General features: G+C 69.1%; 11 protein-coding genes. 4 read left to right on the forward strand and 7 right to left on the reverse strand.

Features of this window, described 5'->3' with window-relative positions:
- Positions 1–101 precede the first annotated feature (101 nt).
- Genes ACSQ18_RS09980 through ACSQ18_RS09990 form a run of 3 tightly spaced genes read right to left on the reverse strand, consistent with a single transcriptional unit; the run spans position 102 to position 5,901 of the window.
- Positions 102–3,617 (reverse strand): error-prone DNA polymerase, encoded by a 3,516-nt coding sequence (locus ACSQ18_RS09980; protein WP_436037136.1) that lies wholly within the window; start codon positions 3,615–3,617, stop codon positions 102–104.
- Complete coding sequence (locus ACSQ18_RS09985) at positions 3,617–5,194, reverse strand: DNA polymerase Y family protein (RefSeq protein WP_436037137.1); 1,578 nt, start codon at positions 5,192–5,194, stop codon at positions 3,617–3,619. The genes ACSQ18_RS09980 and ACSQ18_RS09985 overlap by 1 nt, the downstream gene beginning before the upstream one ends.
- On the reverse strand, positions 5,194–5,901 hold the full coding sequence (locus ACSQ18_RS09990; protein WP_332841780.1) for a hypothetical protein: 708 nt from the start codon (positions 5,899–5,901) through the stop codon (positions 5,194–5,196). Before ACSQ18_RS09990 ends, ACSQ18_RS09985 begins: the two co-directional genes overlap by 1 nt.
- 223 nt (positions 5,902–6,124) lie before the next feature.
- Here ACSQ18_RS09990 and ACSQ18_RS09995 point away from each other — a divergent pair, with 223 nt between their 5' ends.
- Positions 6,125–6,472, forward strand: coding sequence for a hypothetical protein (locus ACSQ18_RS09995; RefSeq protein WP_436037138.1), 348 nt, complete (start codon positions 6,125–6,127; stop codon positions 6,470–6,472).
- A 4-nt stretch (positions 6,473–6,476) separates the two neighbouring features.
- Here the strand turns inward: ACSQ18_RS09995 and ACSQ18_RS10000 are convergent, their stop codons facing one another.
- The 3 genes from ACSQ18_RS10000 to ACSQ18_RS10010 all read right to left on the reverse strand — a co-directional run bounded on the left by ACSQ18_RS10000 (position 6,477) and on the right by ACSQ18_RS10010 (position 9,151).
- Positions 6,477–6,974: an HNH endonuclease gene (locus ACSQ18_RS10000; protein WP_144808607.1), complete on the reverse strand. Its 498-nt coding sequence runs from the start codon at positions 6,972–6,974 to the stop codon at positions 6,477–6,479.
- A 334-nt stretch (positions 6,975–7,308) separates the two neighbouring features.
- Positions 7,309–8,208: a M23 family metallopeptidase gene (locus tag ACSQ18_RS10005; protein ID WP_436037139.1), complete on the reverse strand. Its 900-nt coding sequence runs from the start codon at positions 8,206–8,208 to the stop codon at positions 7,309–7,311.
- A gap of 235 nt (positions 8,209–8,443) precedes the next feature.
- On the reverse strand, positions 8,444–9,151 hold the full coding sequence (locus ACSQ18_RS10010; RefSeq protein WP_436037141.1) for a metal-dependent transcriptional regulator: 708 nt from the start codon (positions 9,149–9,151) through the stop codon (positions 8,444–8,446).
- Positions 9,152–9,251: 100 nt separating this feature from the next.
- Here ACSQ18_RS10010 and serC point away from each other — a divergent pair, with 100 nt between their 5' ends.
- Positions 9,252–10,370: a phosphoserine transaminase gene (serC, locus tag ACSQ18_RS10015; protein WP_436037142.1), complete on the forward strand. Its 1,119-nt coding sequence runs from the start codon at positions 9,252–9,254 to the stop codon at positions 10,368–10,370.
- A gap of 673 nt (positions 10,371–11,043) precedes the next feature.
- Positions 11,044–12,393, forward strand: coding sequence for a DUF222 domain-containing protein (locus tag ACSQ18_RS10020; protein WP_436037144.1), 1,350 nt, complete (start codon positions 11,044–11,046; stop codon positions 12,391–12,393).
- 161 nt (positions 12,394–12,554) lie between these two features.
- Here the strand turns inward: ACSQ18_RS10020 and ACSQ18_RS10025 are convergent, their stop codons facing one another.
- Positions 12,555–13,190: a TetR/AcrR family transcriptional regulator gene (locus tag ACSQ18_RS10025; protein ID WP_436037146.1), complete on the reverse strand. Its 636-nt coding sequence runs from the start codon at positions 13,188–13,190 to the stop codon at positions 12,555–12,557.
- A gap of 206 nt (positions 13,191–13,396) precedes the next feature.
- On the opposite strand from ACSQ18_RS10025, the gene ACSQ18_RS10030 reads away from it, so the two are divergent.
- Complete coding sequence (locus ACSQ18_RS10030; RefSeq protein WP_436037147.1) at positions 13,397–15,055, forward strand: ABC transporter substrate-binding protein; 1,659 nt, start codon at positions 13,397–13,399, stop codon at positions 15,053–15,055.
- Positions 15,056–15,209: the final 154 nt, after the last annotated feature.

A 15,209-nucleotide genomic window follows, 5' to 3' on the forward strand; every position in this document is an offset into this window, starting at 1 on the left:
GTCGGCCGCACAGCCGGTCGCTGGCTGAGCCGGAGAACACCCCGGAACAGGACGATTCCCTGGAGTCGATCCTGGTCCGGGGTGTTCTTTGTCTCGCGTCGTCACCGGAAGTCGCGGGAGCGGTGCTCCACCCCCACCTTGAGGTCTTCGAAGCCGTCGGCGAGGAGGTTGGTCACTCCCTCCGGCGAGCGCTCCAACAGTCCGCGGGCGATGAGTGCCGGTGAGTCGCGGAGCACCCGTCGGTATCTGTTCCACACTCCCAGTGAGCAGATCACGTTCACCAGGCCGTGCTCGTCTTCCAGGTTGATGAACGTGATTCCGGATGCCGTCGCCGGCCGCTGTCGGTGGGTGACGAGCCCCGCGACCTCGATGCGCCGTCCCGTCTCGTGCTCGCGCAGCTCGCGGGAGGTGAGCACCCCTCGCGCGTCGAGTTGCGCCCGGTAGTGGGTGAGGGGGTGGTCGTCGGTGGAGATTCCCGTCGCCCACAGGTCGGCGGCGAGGATGTCGTAGCTCGTCTGGTCGGGGAACAGCGGCGGCTGCACGGAGATGAGCGTGCCCTCGAGGAACTCCGGCCGGTTCTGTGCGGCATCGCCCGCGAGCCAGATGCCTTCGCGCCGGCTGACGCCGAGGCTCCCGAACGCACCCGCCGTCGCGAGCGCTTCGAGATGCGCCTCGGTCGCTCCCGTGCGCCGCACGAGATCACGCAGGTCACGGTAGGGGCCGTGCTGTTCGCGCTCGGCGACGATCCGTTCGGCGAGCGGAGTTCCGATGCCGGTGACCGCCGCGAGTCCCAGCCGGACCGCGAACGCACCGTCGCGGCGATGCGCCGCGTCTTCGACGGGCGCGGTGGGATCGAAATCGGGTACGGGCGGCTGGTGTCGATCGGTGCAGGAGTCCCGGCCGGTCGCCGATCGCCGCGCCGAGCCGCGTGGGGTCGTCTCCCCGGGTGGCGGGGTCGCCCCGGTTGCGGCCTCCCCGGGTGGGATCTCACCGGGCGAGGTGTCGACCTCGAGGGGCTCGAGGATGGCTTCGGCGGCGGAAGCGTGGATGTCGGGACGGCGGACGGTCACCCCGTGCCGTCGCGCATCGGCGGTGAGCGAGGCGGGTGAATAGAACCCCATCGGCTGGGCTCGCAGCAGCGCGGCCAGGAATGCGCCGGGATAGTGGAGTTTCAGCCAGGACGAGGCGTAGACGAGCAGCCCGAACGAGAGCGAATGGCTTTCGGCGAATCCGAAGTTCGCGAACGCCTGGATCTTCGCGTACAGGTCGTCGGCGACCTGCCCCACGAGACCGTGCCGCGCCATGCCCTCGTACAGTTTCCGCTTGAGCGACTCGATCCGCTCGATGCCCCGCTTGGAGCCCATGGCTCGGCGGAGCAGATCGGCATCCTCTCCCGACAGGTCGCCGACCGCCATGCCCATCTGCATGAGCTGCTCCTGGAACACCGGGATGCCGAGAGTGCGCTCCAGCACCGGCTCGAGCTTGGGGTGCGCGTAGGTGACCTTCTCGTGTCCGAGTTTGCGCCGCACGTACGGGTGCACCGCTCCGCCCTGGATGGGGCCGGGACGGATGAGGGCGATCTCGATCACGAGGTCGTAGAACCGCCGGGGCTGCAGCCGGGGCAGGAGGCCCATCTGCGCGCGGGATTCGACCTGGAAGACGCCGATCGAGTCCGCTCGGCACAGCATGTCGTAGACGGCGGCCTCTTCCTTGGGGATCGTCGCGAGTTCCCACCGCTCCCCCGTGGCACCGTCGATGAGGTCGAACGCGTACTGGATGGCGGCGAGCATCCCGAGCCCGAGGAGGTCGAATTTGACGAGCCCCATCCATGCGGCGTCGTCCTTGTCCCATTGGATGACGGTGCGGTTCTCCATGCGGGCGTGCTCGATGGGCACCACTTCGCCGACGGGACGGTCGGTGAGCACCATCCCTCCCGAGTGGATGCCGAGGTGGCGCGGGGCTTTGAGCAGTTCTCCCGCGTAGGCCAGCACGCGGTCGGGGATGTCATGGTCGGCGGTCTCGAACTGCCCGTCCCACCGTTCGATCTGCTTCGACCAGGCGTCCTGCTGTCCGGGTGAGTGTCCGAGGGCGCGGGCCATATCGCGGACGGCGTTCTTCGGGCGGTACTGGATGACGTTGGCGACCTGCGCGGCGCGGTCGCGTCCGTAGGTCGCGTATACCCACTGGATGATCTCCTCTCTCCGGTCGGAGTCGAAGTCGACGTCGATATCGGGTTCCTCGTCGCGCAGGGCGGATAGGAACCGCTCGAACGGTAGTCGGTAGTAGATCGAGTCGATGGCCGTGATCCCCAGCAGGTAGCAGACGGCGCTGTTGGCGGCCGAGCCCCTTCCCTGGCAGAGGATGCCGCGGCGTCGCGCCTCCTGGACGATCCCGTGGACGATGAGGAAGTAGCCGGGGAAGTCCTTCTGCTCGATGACGGCGAGTTCCTTCTCGATGCGGGCCCGGCCGTCGTCGTCGAGGTCGGGGTAGAAGCGGGGCACCGCCTCCCACACGAGGTGGCGCAGCCAGGTCATGGGCGTGTGCCCGTCGGGGACGGGGAGTTGCGGGAGGGCCGGTTTCGCGCGGCGCAGGGGGAAGGCGAGCTCGTCGGCGAGGTCGACCGTGCGGCTGACGGCGCCCGGATACCGCCGGAACCTCCGTTGCATCTCCGCCCCCGAGCGTAGATGGGCGCTCGCGTGCGACGGCAGCCACCCGTCGAGCTCGTCGAGGCCTCGACCGGCGCGGACGGCGGCGACGGCAGCGGCCAACGGCATCCGTTCGGGCACCGCGTAGTGGACGTTGTTGGTCGCGAGGACGGGGAGGCCTCGATCGCGGGCGAGGGATGCCAGCACGTCGTTGTCGCGGGTGTCGACGGGGTTTCCGTGGTCGACGAGCTCGACCTCGATCGCGTCTGGGCCGAACAGCGTGACGAGCCGGTCGAGTTCGTCGCCGGCGGCGGTCGGTCCGCTCGTCGCGAGGGCGCGTCGGACGGAACCCTTGCGGCATCCGGTGAGGATCGACCAGTGGCCGCGCCCGCGTTCGGCGAGCTCGGCGAGGTCGTAGCGGGGGCGCCCCTTCTCTGCGCCGGCGAGTTGGGCGTGGGTGATCGCCGCGGCGAGGCGGTGGTAGCCCTCCTCCCCGCGCGCCAGCACCAGCAGGTGCGTGCCTTCCGGGTCGGGCGGCCCGGCGCGGGGGGTCGTCGGCTGCGGGATGCCCGGCGGGCTGAGGAGGTCGTGCTGCCCGCTCGCCGGCGCGATATCGCCCAGCGACAGTTCCGCCCCGAAGACCGTCTTCACCTGCAGGTGCTCGGCGGCCTCGGCGAACCGCACGATGCCGTAGAAGCCGTCGTGGTCGCTGATCGCGAGAGCGTGGAGTCCCAGCCGCTCCGCCTCTTCCGCGAGTTCGGCCGGCGAGGAGGCGCCGTCGAGGAACGAGAAGGACGAATGCGCATGCAGTTCGGCGTAGGGCACCGCGTCGTCGGGACGGACGATCGGAGTCGGTTCGTACGGTCCGCGCTTTCGCGAGAAGGCGGGGCCGTCGCCCCCGTTCGGCTCGGGGCGACCGCTGAGCACCCGCTCCATCTCCGACCAGGTGACCGACGGATTGTTGAAGCCCATCAGTCGTACCTCCCCTCGACGTGCCAGACCCCCGCCTCGCACACCAGCAGCCACGCGGTCTGGTGCACATCGACTACCTGGAACCGGTGTGCCTGGCGCGCACGCACGGCATCCCACGTCCGCTCGACGATCGGCCACGGCCCCGCCCACGACTGCACGGCACGCGTCGATCCGCCCGCGACGAGTGCCGATGGCGCTGCGGTCGGCTCGCCTCGCGCGTCGACGGCCACCATGTCACCGTCGTCGTCGACGACCGCAACCGGCACAGGTTCGGCGAACACCGTCGACGGCAGCGGATCCGGGATGCTGCCCGGCCACGGCCGGGAACGGTCGGCGGTCTCCACCCGGTCGCCCCACGGCACGAGCACCTGCCGCTCCTGGAGCCACCGACCACCCCCGACGACCGGGGTGACGACGGCGCGATGCCCCAGCATGGCCTGCACACGCGAGAGGGCATGGTGCACCTTCTCGTCGGGACCGCCGCCGAACAGCGCCCGCGCGTGGTGGGCGGCGGCATCCACCCGTTCGGGCTCGAGCCGCACCTGAGCCACCCCGCTGCGCAGTGTCTGCTCGGCCAGCTGCCACCGCACCCGGTCGACGACCCCCGAGGCGTCGAACGCGCCCGGGTGCAGCCACACGCGGGAGCTGCGCTCACCCCGCTCGCCCGTGACGACGACGCGCAACTCGGTGCACACCAGATCGACCGCCCCGAGACCCGTGATGAACTCCTCGGCGGCCACCCTCGTACCGAAGGCGACCTGCTCGGCGAGCTCGAGCGGCGGCTCGAACGCGACCTCCCGATGCAGTTCGGGCGGAGGCGTGCGCGGCGTCACGGGCTGCGAGTCGGCGCCGGCCGACAGCGCATGCAGTCGAGCACCCCTCACCCCGAACCTCTCGACGAGACGGTCGACGGGAAGAGCGGCGACCTGCCCGAGCGTCTGCACCCCGAGCCGCGCGAACAGGTCGACGACGTCGTGGTCGAGCACCGTCACCGGTAGTGGCGCCAGGAAGGTGGCCGACTCCCCCGCCGGTACCACTCGGAGAGGTCGATCGCGGCGGGTGCCGACCCGCGCGGCCTGCTCGGCCGTGAAGGGCCCGTCAGCGACACCCGCCCGCACATCCGCGATCCCCGCTTCGCTCAGGATGCCGGTGAGCACCGTCGCCGCCGCCGCCTCTCCCCCGTAGTACCGCGCCGGCCCCCGCGCCTTCAACGCGCACAGTCCGGGGTGGAGCAGCTGCACCCCCGGGGCCACGTCTTCCAGCTGGGCGATGAGCGGGGCGAAGACCCGCTGGTCGCGCACCGGGTCGGCGTCGGCCACGAGAAGCTGCGGGCACCGCGCTTGCGCGTCGCGACGCCGCTGCCCTCTGCGCACCCCTTCGGCCCGCGCGGCCGCGGAGCACGCGAGCACCATCCCCTTCTCGAACACGGCGATCGGCAACCCCGGGTCGGGAGGGTCGATGCCATCGCGAGTGAGGGCGATGATCGGCCAGTCCGGCACCCACACCACGAGACTGCGTACCGGCTCCCACCCTGCCTCCACGGTCGCCTGCACGGCGGCCGACCTCTCCCGCCGCATCAGCTCACCGCCCGCATCGGAGGCATCGCCGAGACCTCGAGCTCGTTCTCCCCGCCGCGCTCGCCCCACGGGATCGTGGAGAGTGTCCCGTCGGATGCCGGCAGCATCATCCGGTTCCGGCGCGGCACGGGGAACCGACGGCTCGACACCGTCACGGTGAGTTCCCGCCCCGAGAGGATGCCGTGCCCCTCACCCAGCCCCGACCACTGCGGACTGTCGACGTCGATCATCGCCTCGGTCTGCGGCCACGGCCCCTGGACGAGCAGCACCGACCCCCGTTCCCGCATGCGCGCCGCCAACCGCCCGACATCGGCATCCTTCGCTCGCGCCGGCGGCCTCACCGCCACGATCGGCAGCACCTCCGCGATCGTCGCCGTGACCGCGAGCCACCGCGGCCCGGGGTCGGGGATCAGCACGAGGCGCGAGAGGTCGACCCCGATGTGCTCCGCCGCCTCGATCCCCACCCCCGGCATCCCTATGACGCCGCACCACGACCCCGCTTGCGACGGCTGCGCCAGCAGGGCGAACAGCAGCGACGTCGAGCGCCCGAGGGAGTACGCCGATCCGGGACGCAATCCGCGGCCCGGAAGCAGTTCTCCGATGGCGGGATGGACCGGCAGCACCGGCGCGTCGAGGCGCCGTCCCTGCACTCTCTCGAGCTGAGCGCGCAGTCGCTGCACCTCCTGCACCGCAGCCGCATCCCGCACGATCGTCCTCACTTCGACAGGTTAGAACATCTGTTCTATTCCTTCAATCCGTCGAGTCGAAGATACGAACGACCACCGACACTGCATCCGGCCCTGTGGACAACTCCGGACGAGACCAGGGCGAATGTTCTAGTTTTCGAGAGAACTCATAAATGAGTACACTCGTGAGCGTGGCGTGGTCGTCACCCATTCTCGCCTCCCCGCCGTTCGACAAGGAGACGACATGAAAACACGAGACGACATGAAAGCACGAGACGACATGAACCCGGGCAACCGTCTCCAACGAGCGGCACACACAGCGATACGAATCGCCCCGTGGCTCGTCAGCATCACCGTCACCATCGTGGGGATCTCGCTCATGCTGACACGAACAACGATCGTGTGGGAGGAAAGCCAGTTCGAAGCCGACATGTGGGATGCGACGCCGATCGATGTCACGGGTATCGGACTGGCTCTGCTCTGCGTCGGCATCCTCAGCCTGATGGCGACGCTCCTGTGCGAAGCGCACGGTCGAACGCGGACGATCACCGCCCCGACCCGCGAGAACGGAAGCTCAGGGCGCGACAGCTGACCAATCAGGCGGCGAGGGCGAGGTACGGCTCCCAGACGGGGTCGGTGCGCTCAGTGCCCCTGACGGTCCACTGCGCACCACGGGGAGGCTGCGGCACCCACCGCAGCTCCCACCCCATCTCCTGCGGAGTGCGATCACCCTTCACGTTGTTGCAGCGCAGGCAGCAGGCGACGAGGTTTTCCCACGAGTCGGCGCCACCGCGCGAACGCGGCAGGACGTGGTCGATCGTCGATGCGCCCTTCCCGCAATACGCGCAACGGTGCGCATCGCGGCGGAGCACACCGCGCCGCGTCACCGGCACACGGCGCGCACCCGGCACTCGCACGTAGCGAGTCAGCACGATGACTGCGGGACGGTCGTAGGCGGCTCGGGTCCCCCAGACCGGATCGTCGTCGACGTGTTCGACCACGACCGCCTTGTCGTTCATCACGAGCACGAGCGCTCGCTTGAACGAGACGACGGCCAACGGTTCGTATCCTGCGTTCAGCACCAGAGTGCGCATTCGGTGTCCTCTCGAACTGCCGTGACGGCTTCAGCGGTTGTTCGGTTGCGACGTCGCCTTCGCGAAGGAGGTGCGGGCACGAAAAAAGGCGCTGTCGAAAGACAGCGCCTTTTTTCCACGACCGAGGTCGCGGCAGTCGTGCACACGATGCCGAAGGACATAGCGACCGACGTCATGCCGGTCTGGGGCATTCACGGATCGAATGCGGGGTACTACGTCCATCTGCTCCCCCTGGGCTCACGCGAGCGTCGGGATCAGGCTAATACAGCCCCAGACGACCGAGGCGCAACAGGAGAAGAACGGATGCCGCGTGTCGACGGCCGCGTGGGCGGGGTCAGCTGGCGTTGGCCTGCAGCCACGACTCGGCGTTGACATACCCGCCGTTGAGTCGGATCTCCAGGTGGAGGTGGGTGCCGTAGGCACGCCCCGTGTCGCTGACCTGCCCGATGAGCTGGCCCGCCGAGACGGTCTGCCCGACCGAGACGCGGCGGCTGCCGTAGAGCATGTGCGCGTAGAGCGACGTGACGCTCTTGCCGCCGATGTTGTGGGCGATCTTGACGTACACACCCCAGCCCGGACCGCTCTCGCTCGACGCGACGACGACACCGTCGGCGATCGCGTAGATCGGGGTGCCGCGGCCGACCATGTAGTCGGTACCCTTGTGGCCCGCGTACGGCGTGCCGAAGTTGTTGAACGACGTGAGCGGCCGGACGACATCGCCGGCGGCGGCGATCTTCGCGGGAACGGCCATACTGACCGACGACGACGAGGACTGCGAGGCGACGCGAGCAGCGAGCGCAGCCTTGGCCGCCTCTTCCTGCTTCTTCTTCTCGATCTCCTCGGGCGTGGTAGCCGCATAGTCACCGCGTTCGAGCGCCGCGGGCGTCGCTTCGGAGGCGATGACGAGGTTCTGCGCGTTCTCGGCGGCCACCTGCTGGATGGTGACGGCGTCATCGCTGCCGCGCGCGGCGGCGAACGCCGGAATCGCGACCGTTGCGACGAGGCCGGCGACGGCGGTCACGGTCAGGAAGCTGCGGACGGGGTGCACCGAGCTCCGCGGGCGACGCGTGGGAACGCTGGATGCCGTGACACTCTTCGTCCGGCGAGTCTTCAGCCGGCGACGGCCACCACGAGCAGACTCGCTCGAGGTGACGGCGCTGTGGTCAGCGCCCGTGCGGGCGAGGGTCGTCTCGGAGTCGGGTGCTTCCTTCGACGAATCGAACTGTTCAGCCAAACTTTCCTCCCGGCCTCCGCTTACCCGGTCGGGTGAGACGCGTCCGTCGGCAGTGTTCGTCGTACTGTGTCGGGCACAGATGTACGGGCTTCATCCACACGAACGACGGACCGTAGAGGCTTTCCGTGCGGAGGTCCTGTGGCGGGCTTCTCGCCGTCGGACAGATTGAGGCTACCGGAAGGTAACGAATAAGTCACGTAGGAGGCGCTGCTGCCAGCGCCTTCCCCGGTGATGCTCAGGCTTGCGGACGCACCTCGACGAGGAAGATGTGGGATGCCACTTCCACCGGAAGTTCGAGCCCCTCGTCCTGTCCGTCCATCTGGACGAGCACGTATCCCTCGCTGAATTGGAACTGTCCCGCACCTCCCGGCACGACGCCGGCGGCGCGCAGCTGACCGAGCAGCTCGGGGTCGACCTGGACGGGTTCGGCGAGTCGGCGGATGGTTCCGGCGATGGGGCCGCCCTGCGCGTTGAGGGCGCGCACGAGACCGACGACGCCGTCGTTGAAGGTGTGAGCGGGCAGGTCACCGAGCTGATCGAGACCCGGGATGGGGTTGCCGTAGGGGGACTCGGTGGGGTGGCCGAGCAGCTCGATGAGTCGACGCTCGACGAGCTCGCTCATGACGTGCTCCCAGCGGCACGCCTCTTCGTGCACGTAGGCCCAGTCGAGTCCGATCACGTCGCTGAGGAGCCGTTCGGCGAGGCGATGCTTGCGCATGACGTCGACGGCCTTCTGCCGACCGGCATCCGTGAGTTCGAGGGAGCGGTCCTCGGAAACGACGACGAGCCCGTCGCGCTCCATGCGGCCGACGGTCTGCGACACGGTCGGACCCGAGTGGCCGAGTCGCTCCGAGATGCGCGCGCGTAGGGGCGTGATGTCCTCTTCCTCGAGTTCGAGGATGGTGCGCAGGTACATCTCGGTGGTGTCGATCAGATCGGTCATGGAAGGCCTCGTCGCGCGGGTTTCGGGGTGCCCTTTCAGCCTATCCGTTTGTGACGGCCGCTGGCCGGGCGCGGGGGTCGGGCGACCGTAGAATCGGTCCATGGCCCACGTGACGCTCCCGCGCGAGATCCTGCCCACCGATGGACGCTTCGGCTGCGGTCCGTCCAAGATCCGCCACGAGCAGATCGTGTCGCTCGCCGGCCCGGGTTCGGTGCTCATGGGCACGTCGCACCGTCAGTCCCCCGTGAAGAGCCTCGTCGGCCAGGTGCGCATGGGCCTGTCCGACCTGCTGCGCCTTCCCGACGGCTACGAGATCATCCTCGGCAACGGCGGCTCGACGGCGTTCTGGGATGCCGCGTCCTTCGGTCTCATCGAGAAGCGCGCCCAGAACCTGGTGTTCGGTGAGTTCGGCGGCAAGTTCGCCGGTGCTGCGGGCGCACCGTGGCTCGAGGCTCCCGACGTCCGCAAGGCGGAGCCCGGAACGCGTGCCACGGCGGAGCCGGTCGAAGGCGTCGACGTCTACGCCTGGCCCCACAACGAGACGTCGACGGGCGTCGCGGCGCCGGTCACCCGGGTCGTCGGCGATCCGGGGGCGCTCACGGTGATCGACGCGACGAGCGCGGCCGGCGGCATCAACTTCTCCGTCTCCGAGAGCGACGTGTACTACTTCGCCCCCCAGAAGAACCTGGGCTCCGACGGCGGCCTGTGGTTCGCCGCGGTGTCTCCTGCCGCGATCGAGCGCATCGAGCGGGTCGCGGCATCCGGACGGTACATCCCCGAGTTCCTGAGCCTGAAGAATGCGCTCGACAACTCTCGTCTGAACCAGACGCTGAACACCCCCGCCGTCGCGACGCTGCACCTTCTCGACAAGCAGCTCGAGTGGATCAACGGCAACGGCGGTCTCGGATGGGCGGCGGCCCGCACGGCGGAGTCGTCGGGGGTGCTGTACGCGTGGGCCGAGCAGGCGGAGTACGCGACGCCATTCGTGGCAGACCCCGCCGACCGGTCGCCGGTGGTCGTGACGATCGACTTCGACGAGACCGTGGATGCCGCGGCCGTCGCCGCCAGCCTGCGCGGCAATGGCGTCGTCGACACCGAGCCGTACCGCAAGCTCGGCCGCAACCAGCTGCGCATCGCGACGTTCGTGTCGATCGAGCCCGACGACGTGCGTCAGCTCGTCAAGTGCATCGAGTACACGATCGACGGCCTCAAGGTCTGAGCAGGCGGCCCCCGGTCGTTGAGCGAGCGCAGCGAGACGAAACGCCGCACCTGCCCGGATCGACGTTTCGTCTCGTCGCTGCGCTCCTCGCTCAACGACCGGACCACACCGTCACCCCCCGGTCGTTGAGCGAGCACAGCGAGCCGAAACGCCGCCGTCGCCCATCCGGTCGTTAAGCGAGCGCAGCGAGACGAAACGCCGCACCCACTCGGTCGAAGTTTTCGTCTCGTCGCTGCGCTCCTCGCTCAACGACCGAACCCTGCGTTACCCCCCGGTCGTTGAGCGAGCACAGCGAGACGAAACGCCGCCGGTGCCCATCCGGTCGTTGAGCGAGCGCAGCGAGCCGGAGCGACGCCGGTGCCCGGTCGGATCGACGTTTCGTCTCGTCGCTGCGCTCCTCGCTCAACGACCGAACCCTGCGTTACCCCCCGGTCGTTGAGCGAGCGAAGCGAGACGAAACGCCGCACCTGCCCGGATCGACGTTTCGTCTCGTCGCTGCGCTCCTCGCTCAACGATTGAACCCTGCGTTAGCCCCGGTCGTTGAGCGAGCGCAGCGAGCCGAAACGCCGCCGGCTCCTCCACAGCCTCGGCGTGTCGGAAGTTGTCCACAGGAAGCACCCTTGATCTGGGTTTTGTCGACCTGAATGTCGGTGCCCCCGAGAAGAATCGGAGCATGACAGGAACCACGCCGACCGCATGGCAACAGCGCATCGAAACGCTGCTCCACGCCCTCGCCGACGCCCGCCGCGACGCCGCCGCAGCCCAAGCCCGTGAGGTCGCGCTGCTGGCCGAGGCAGTCGAGATCGCCCAGGCGATGGCCCAGGATGCCGGTGGCCCGACGTCCGTGGCGGACATCCCGATCCGGTCGCTTGCCGCACAGATCGGGGCCGCCGCGCGGGTGTCGGACCGGACGGTGCAGAAGCACATGTCCGATGCCGTCGTGCTCGTCGAGAAGTTCCCCGCGACGTTCGCGGCGTGGGCCGCCGGAGACGTATCCCGCGGGCACGTGCGCGTGGTGGTCGATGCCGGGGTCGCGATCGACGACGATGCCGCCCGGGCCGTGTTCGAAGACGCGGCGTTGGAGGTCGCGCGGCGGGAGACACCGGGACGGCTCAAGCCCGCCGCACGGGTCCTTGCCGCACGGTTGCACCCGGTTTCGCTGCAGGAACGCCACACGGCTGCCGCGACCAAGCGGGAGGTGTGGGTGCGTGACCTCGACGACGGGATGGCGGAACTCATCGCGATCCTCCCGGCGGCGATCGCCCACGGCATCCGCGACCGCCTCGACCAATACGCAAGGCGCGTGATCGACGCCCGAGGCGCGCTCACGGGCGGTGGAGCGAGCGCGGTCGACACCCGCCCCACCGACGCGCGCCGCATCAGCGAGGTGCGGGCCGACGTGTTCGCCGACCTCCTCCTCACCGGACACGCCACCCCCGAAACCACCAACGACGCGATTCCCGCCGGGGAAGCGATCATCGCGCGGGTGCAGGTCACCGTGCCGGTGCTGACGACGCTCGGACACGACGACACCCCCGCCGAACTCATCGGCAAAGGACCGATCGACACGGCCACCGCCCTCCGCTTCGCCGGAACCGCCACAGGGTGGGACCGGGTGCTCACCCACCCCGTCACCGGCACCGTCCTCGCGATCGACCGGTACCGCCCGTCCGACCACCTCAAACGCACCCTCCGGGTGAGAGATGAGCACTGCCGGTTCCCCGGCTGCCGCATCCCCACCTATCGGTCCGACATCGACCACACCACCGCCCGCGAACACGACGGACCCACCGAGCTGACCAACCTCGCCCACCTCTGCCGCCGCCACCACACGTTGAAACACCACTCAGCGTGGCGCGTCCGGCAGACACCCGACGGCATCCTCCACTGGACCAGCCCCACCGGACGCGAATACCCCGACCACCCCGCACGCACCCTCACGTTCACCACGGAACGAACCGACGCGCTGAGGCTCGCACCAGACGTCGGGAGTAGCGACGGCGCCGATCCCCCGACGTTCTGATCGGTAGACGTGTAGCGGACGACCCGAACGCTCGCAATCCGATCCGACCGTCCGGCTCCTCCCGCACGTCACGCTTCCGCACGTCGCACTTTCGCACGTCGCGCTGCCCAGGCCCCACTCCCGTGCGTCGCACCCCGGCGCGGACGCACACCCCCGGCGAATTACTCGCCGATGGGCGAAGGGCGGGGATCGATGACAGCCGAGACGATCGCCTCGATGGCGAACTGAGAGCTGCGGCCGAGGTCGACGGCGGCAGGGTCGAGGAGCCACTGCACCTGAAGGCCGTCCATGACGGCGAGGATTCCCGCAGCGGCATCTGCGACGGTCTCGGGCTCGGCGACCCCGCGCTCGGCGCACATGACCTGGAACGCGTGCGTCACTTCGGAGCGCAGCGTGCGGTAGCGCCGCTGGAAGAACTCCCGTCCAGGGTGGTCATCGGTCACCGACTCGGCGGAGAGCACGGCGTACGCCTGAACGATTCCCGCCCGTCGCGCGTTCACGAAGGCCGTGCGCACGAGATGACGGAACAGCTGCTCACCGTCAGGGATGTGCTGCCCCTCGAGTTCGGCCACGTCCGTCTCGTCGCGGTGCGCGAGCACCTCCAACAGCAACTGATCCTTCGAACCGAAGTGGTGAAGGATGCCGGCGTGCGTCATCCCCACCTGGTCGGCGATGTCCTGCAGGGTTCCGCCCGCGAAGCCCTTCGCGCCGAAGATGTCGACCGCGGCATCCAGGATCTCGCGGCGTCGCACGAGCGTCTCGGGCCGCGAGCGCGGCTGGCGTCTCGCCTCGACCATGGGTTCCCCTCCCCGGATGCCGGATCAGATTCTACGCAGGTGCAGGTGCGGCGGGTGCGCCGTCGCGCACGTACGGCAGATGCGACGTTGCGGAGTTGTCATTTTACTTACTTACTTGTAAGTTAACTCATGCAATCACACTCAGCGCCGAGTGACACTCGTTCGAGAATCCCCCGGCGCCGGGAACCATTCACGAAGGAGAAGCAATGAGGCTCAAGACCTCCCTCGCCGCCGTCGGCCTCGCCGCGGCGCTCGTGCTGACCGGATGCGCCGGCGGAACGAGCGAGACCCCGGATGCCACCGGGTCGGGCACCGCCCTCACGATCGCCAAGCCGGACGGCGCGATCACGACCGAGTCGAACAACCCGTACCTCGGCGACTCGTCGGCCTCGAAGTACGGCTACGGCAAGGTGCTGTTCGAGTCGCTCGCCCTCGTCAACCCGACCGGCGACCTCGGAACGACCCCGTGGCTCGCCGAAGAAGTCACCTGGAACGAGGACTACACCCAGCTCGTCGCCAAGGCCCGCAGCGGCGTGAAGTGGAGCGACGGCGAAGACTTCACCGCCGACGACATCGCCTTCTCGTTCAACCAGGTGCTCGACGGCAAGCTCAACGACACCAACGCGCTCGACCTCAAGAGCGTCACCGTCGACGGCGACACGGTCACGATCGACTTCAACAGCTCGAAGTTCACGCAGCAGGCGCGCGTGCTTCACTTCCAGATCGTGCCCGAGCACATCTGGGCCGACATCGCCGACCCCAACACCGACCCGCTCACGGGCGAGGGTCAGGTCGTCGGCACCGGTCCGTACGTGCTCGACTCGTGGACCACCGAGTCGGTCACCCTCACCGCCAACCCCGACTACTGGGGCGGCGAGCTGGCCGTGCCCGAGCTCCACTACGTCTCCTACGGCGACAACGCGGCCCTGACGACCGCGCTGGCCACCGGCGAGGCCGACTGGGCCCAGGCCTTCATCCCGCAGATCCAGGACAGCTACCTCTCCGCAGATCCCGACAACAAGTTCCTCGTCTCCCCCACCGCGGGCGCCGGAACGCTGTTCATGAACCTGCAGACCAAGCCGTTCAACGACCCGGCCCTGCGTGAGGCGCTCGCCTGGACGATCGACCGCCAGGCCTACGTCGACATCGCCCGCGAGGGCGCGAGCGAGGCGATCTGGAGCGTGACCGGCCTCGGCGCGCTGCTGGAGGACGAGGTCATCCCCGCCTACGCCGGCCAGAACTACGCCGTCGACATCGACAAGGCCAAGAGCGTCCTCACGGAAGCCGGCTACACGTGGGAGGGCGAGAAGCTCATCGACCCCGACGGTGAGGCCGTGTCGTTCTCGATCTCGGTTCCCGCGGGCTGGAGCGACTGGAACACCGAGCAGGCGCTGCTCGCGGAAGAACTGAAGGAAGGCCTCGGCATCGACGTCAAGGTCGACCAGCCCGACTGGGGCGGCTGGGACGCCGCCCGCCAGGAAGGCACGTTCCAGGCGATCATCCACTGGCTCGAGGACACCGGCAACGCGTACGGGCTCTACACCTCCACGATGGACCCGAAGTGGATCGTCGACGGCAAGGCCGCGTTCAACTTCGGCCGCTTCGACGACCCCGCCGTCACGGAGGCGCTGAACACCTACGCCAACGCCGCATCCGAGGCCGACCGCGCCGCCGCTCTCGAAGTGATCCAGACGGCCTTCGTCGAGAACGTGCCGGCCATCCCGCTCGGCGCCCACCCGCTCCTGGGTGAGTTCAACACGCGGAACTACGTCGGCTGGCCGTCCGAGGACGACCAGTACGCCTCGGCCGACCCGACCCAGCCCGCGATCGTCCAGATCCTGACGAAGCTGACGCCGGCCGAGTAAGCCCGTCACCGGTGGAGCGGATGCCACGCAGCGTCCGCTCCACCGGACCGCGCGCCGTGACCCACGCGTCGTGACCCCACGCGCCGCCACACCGCGCGCCATCACCCCACGCGCCGTCACCCCAGCGCCCTCACCCCCAGCGCCCTCACCCCCA

Origin of the sequence: Microbacterium sp. LjRoot45 (assembly GCF_964253325.1) — a bacterium.
Lineage (GTDB): Bacteria > Actinomycetota > Actinomycetes > Actinomycetales > Microbacteriaceae > Microbacterium.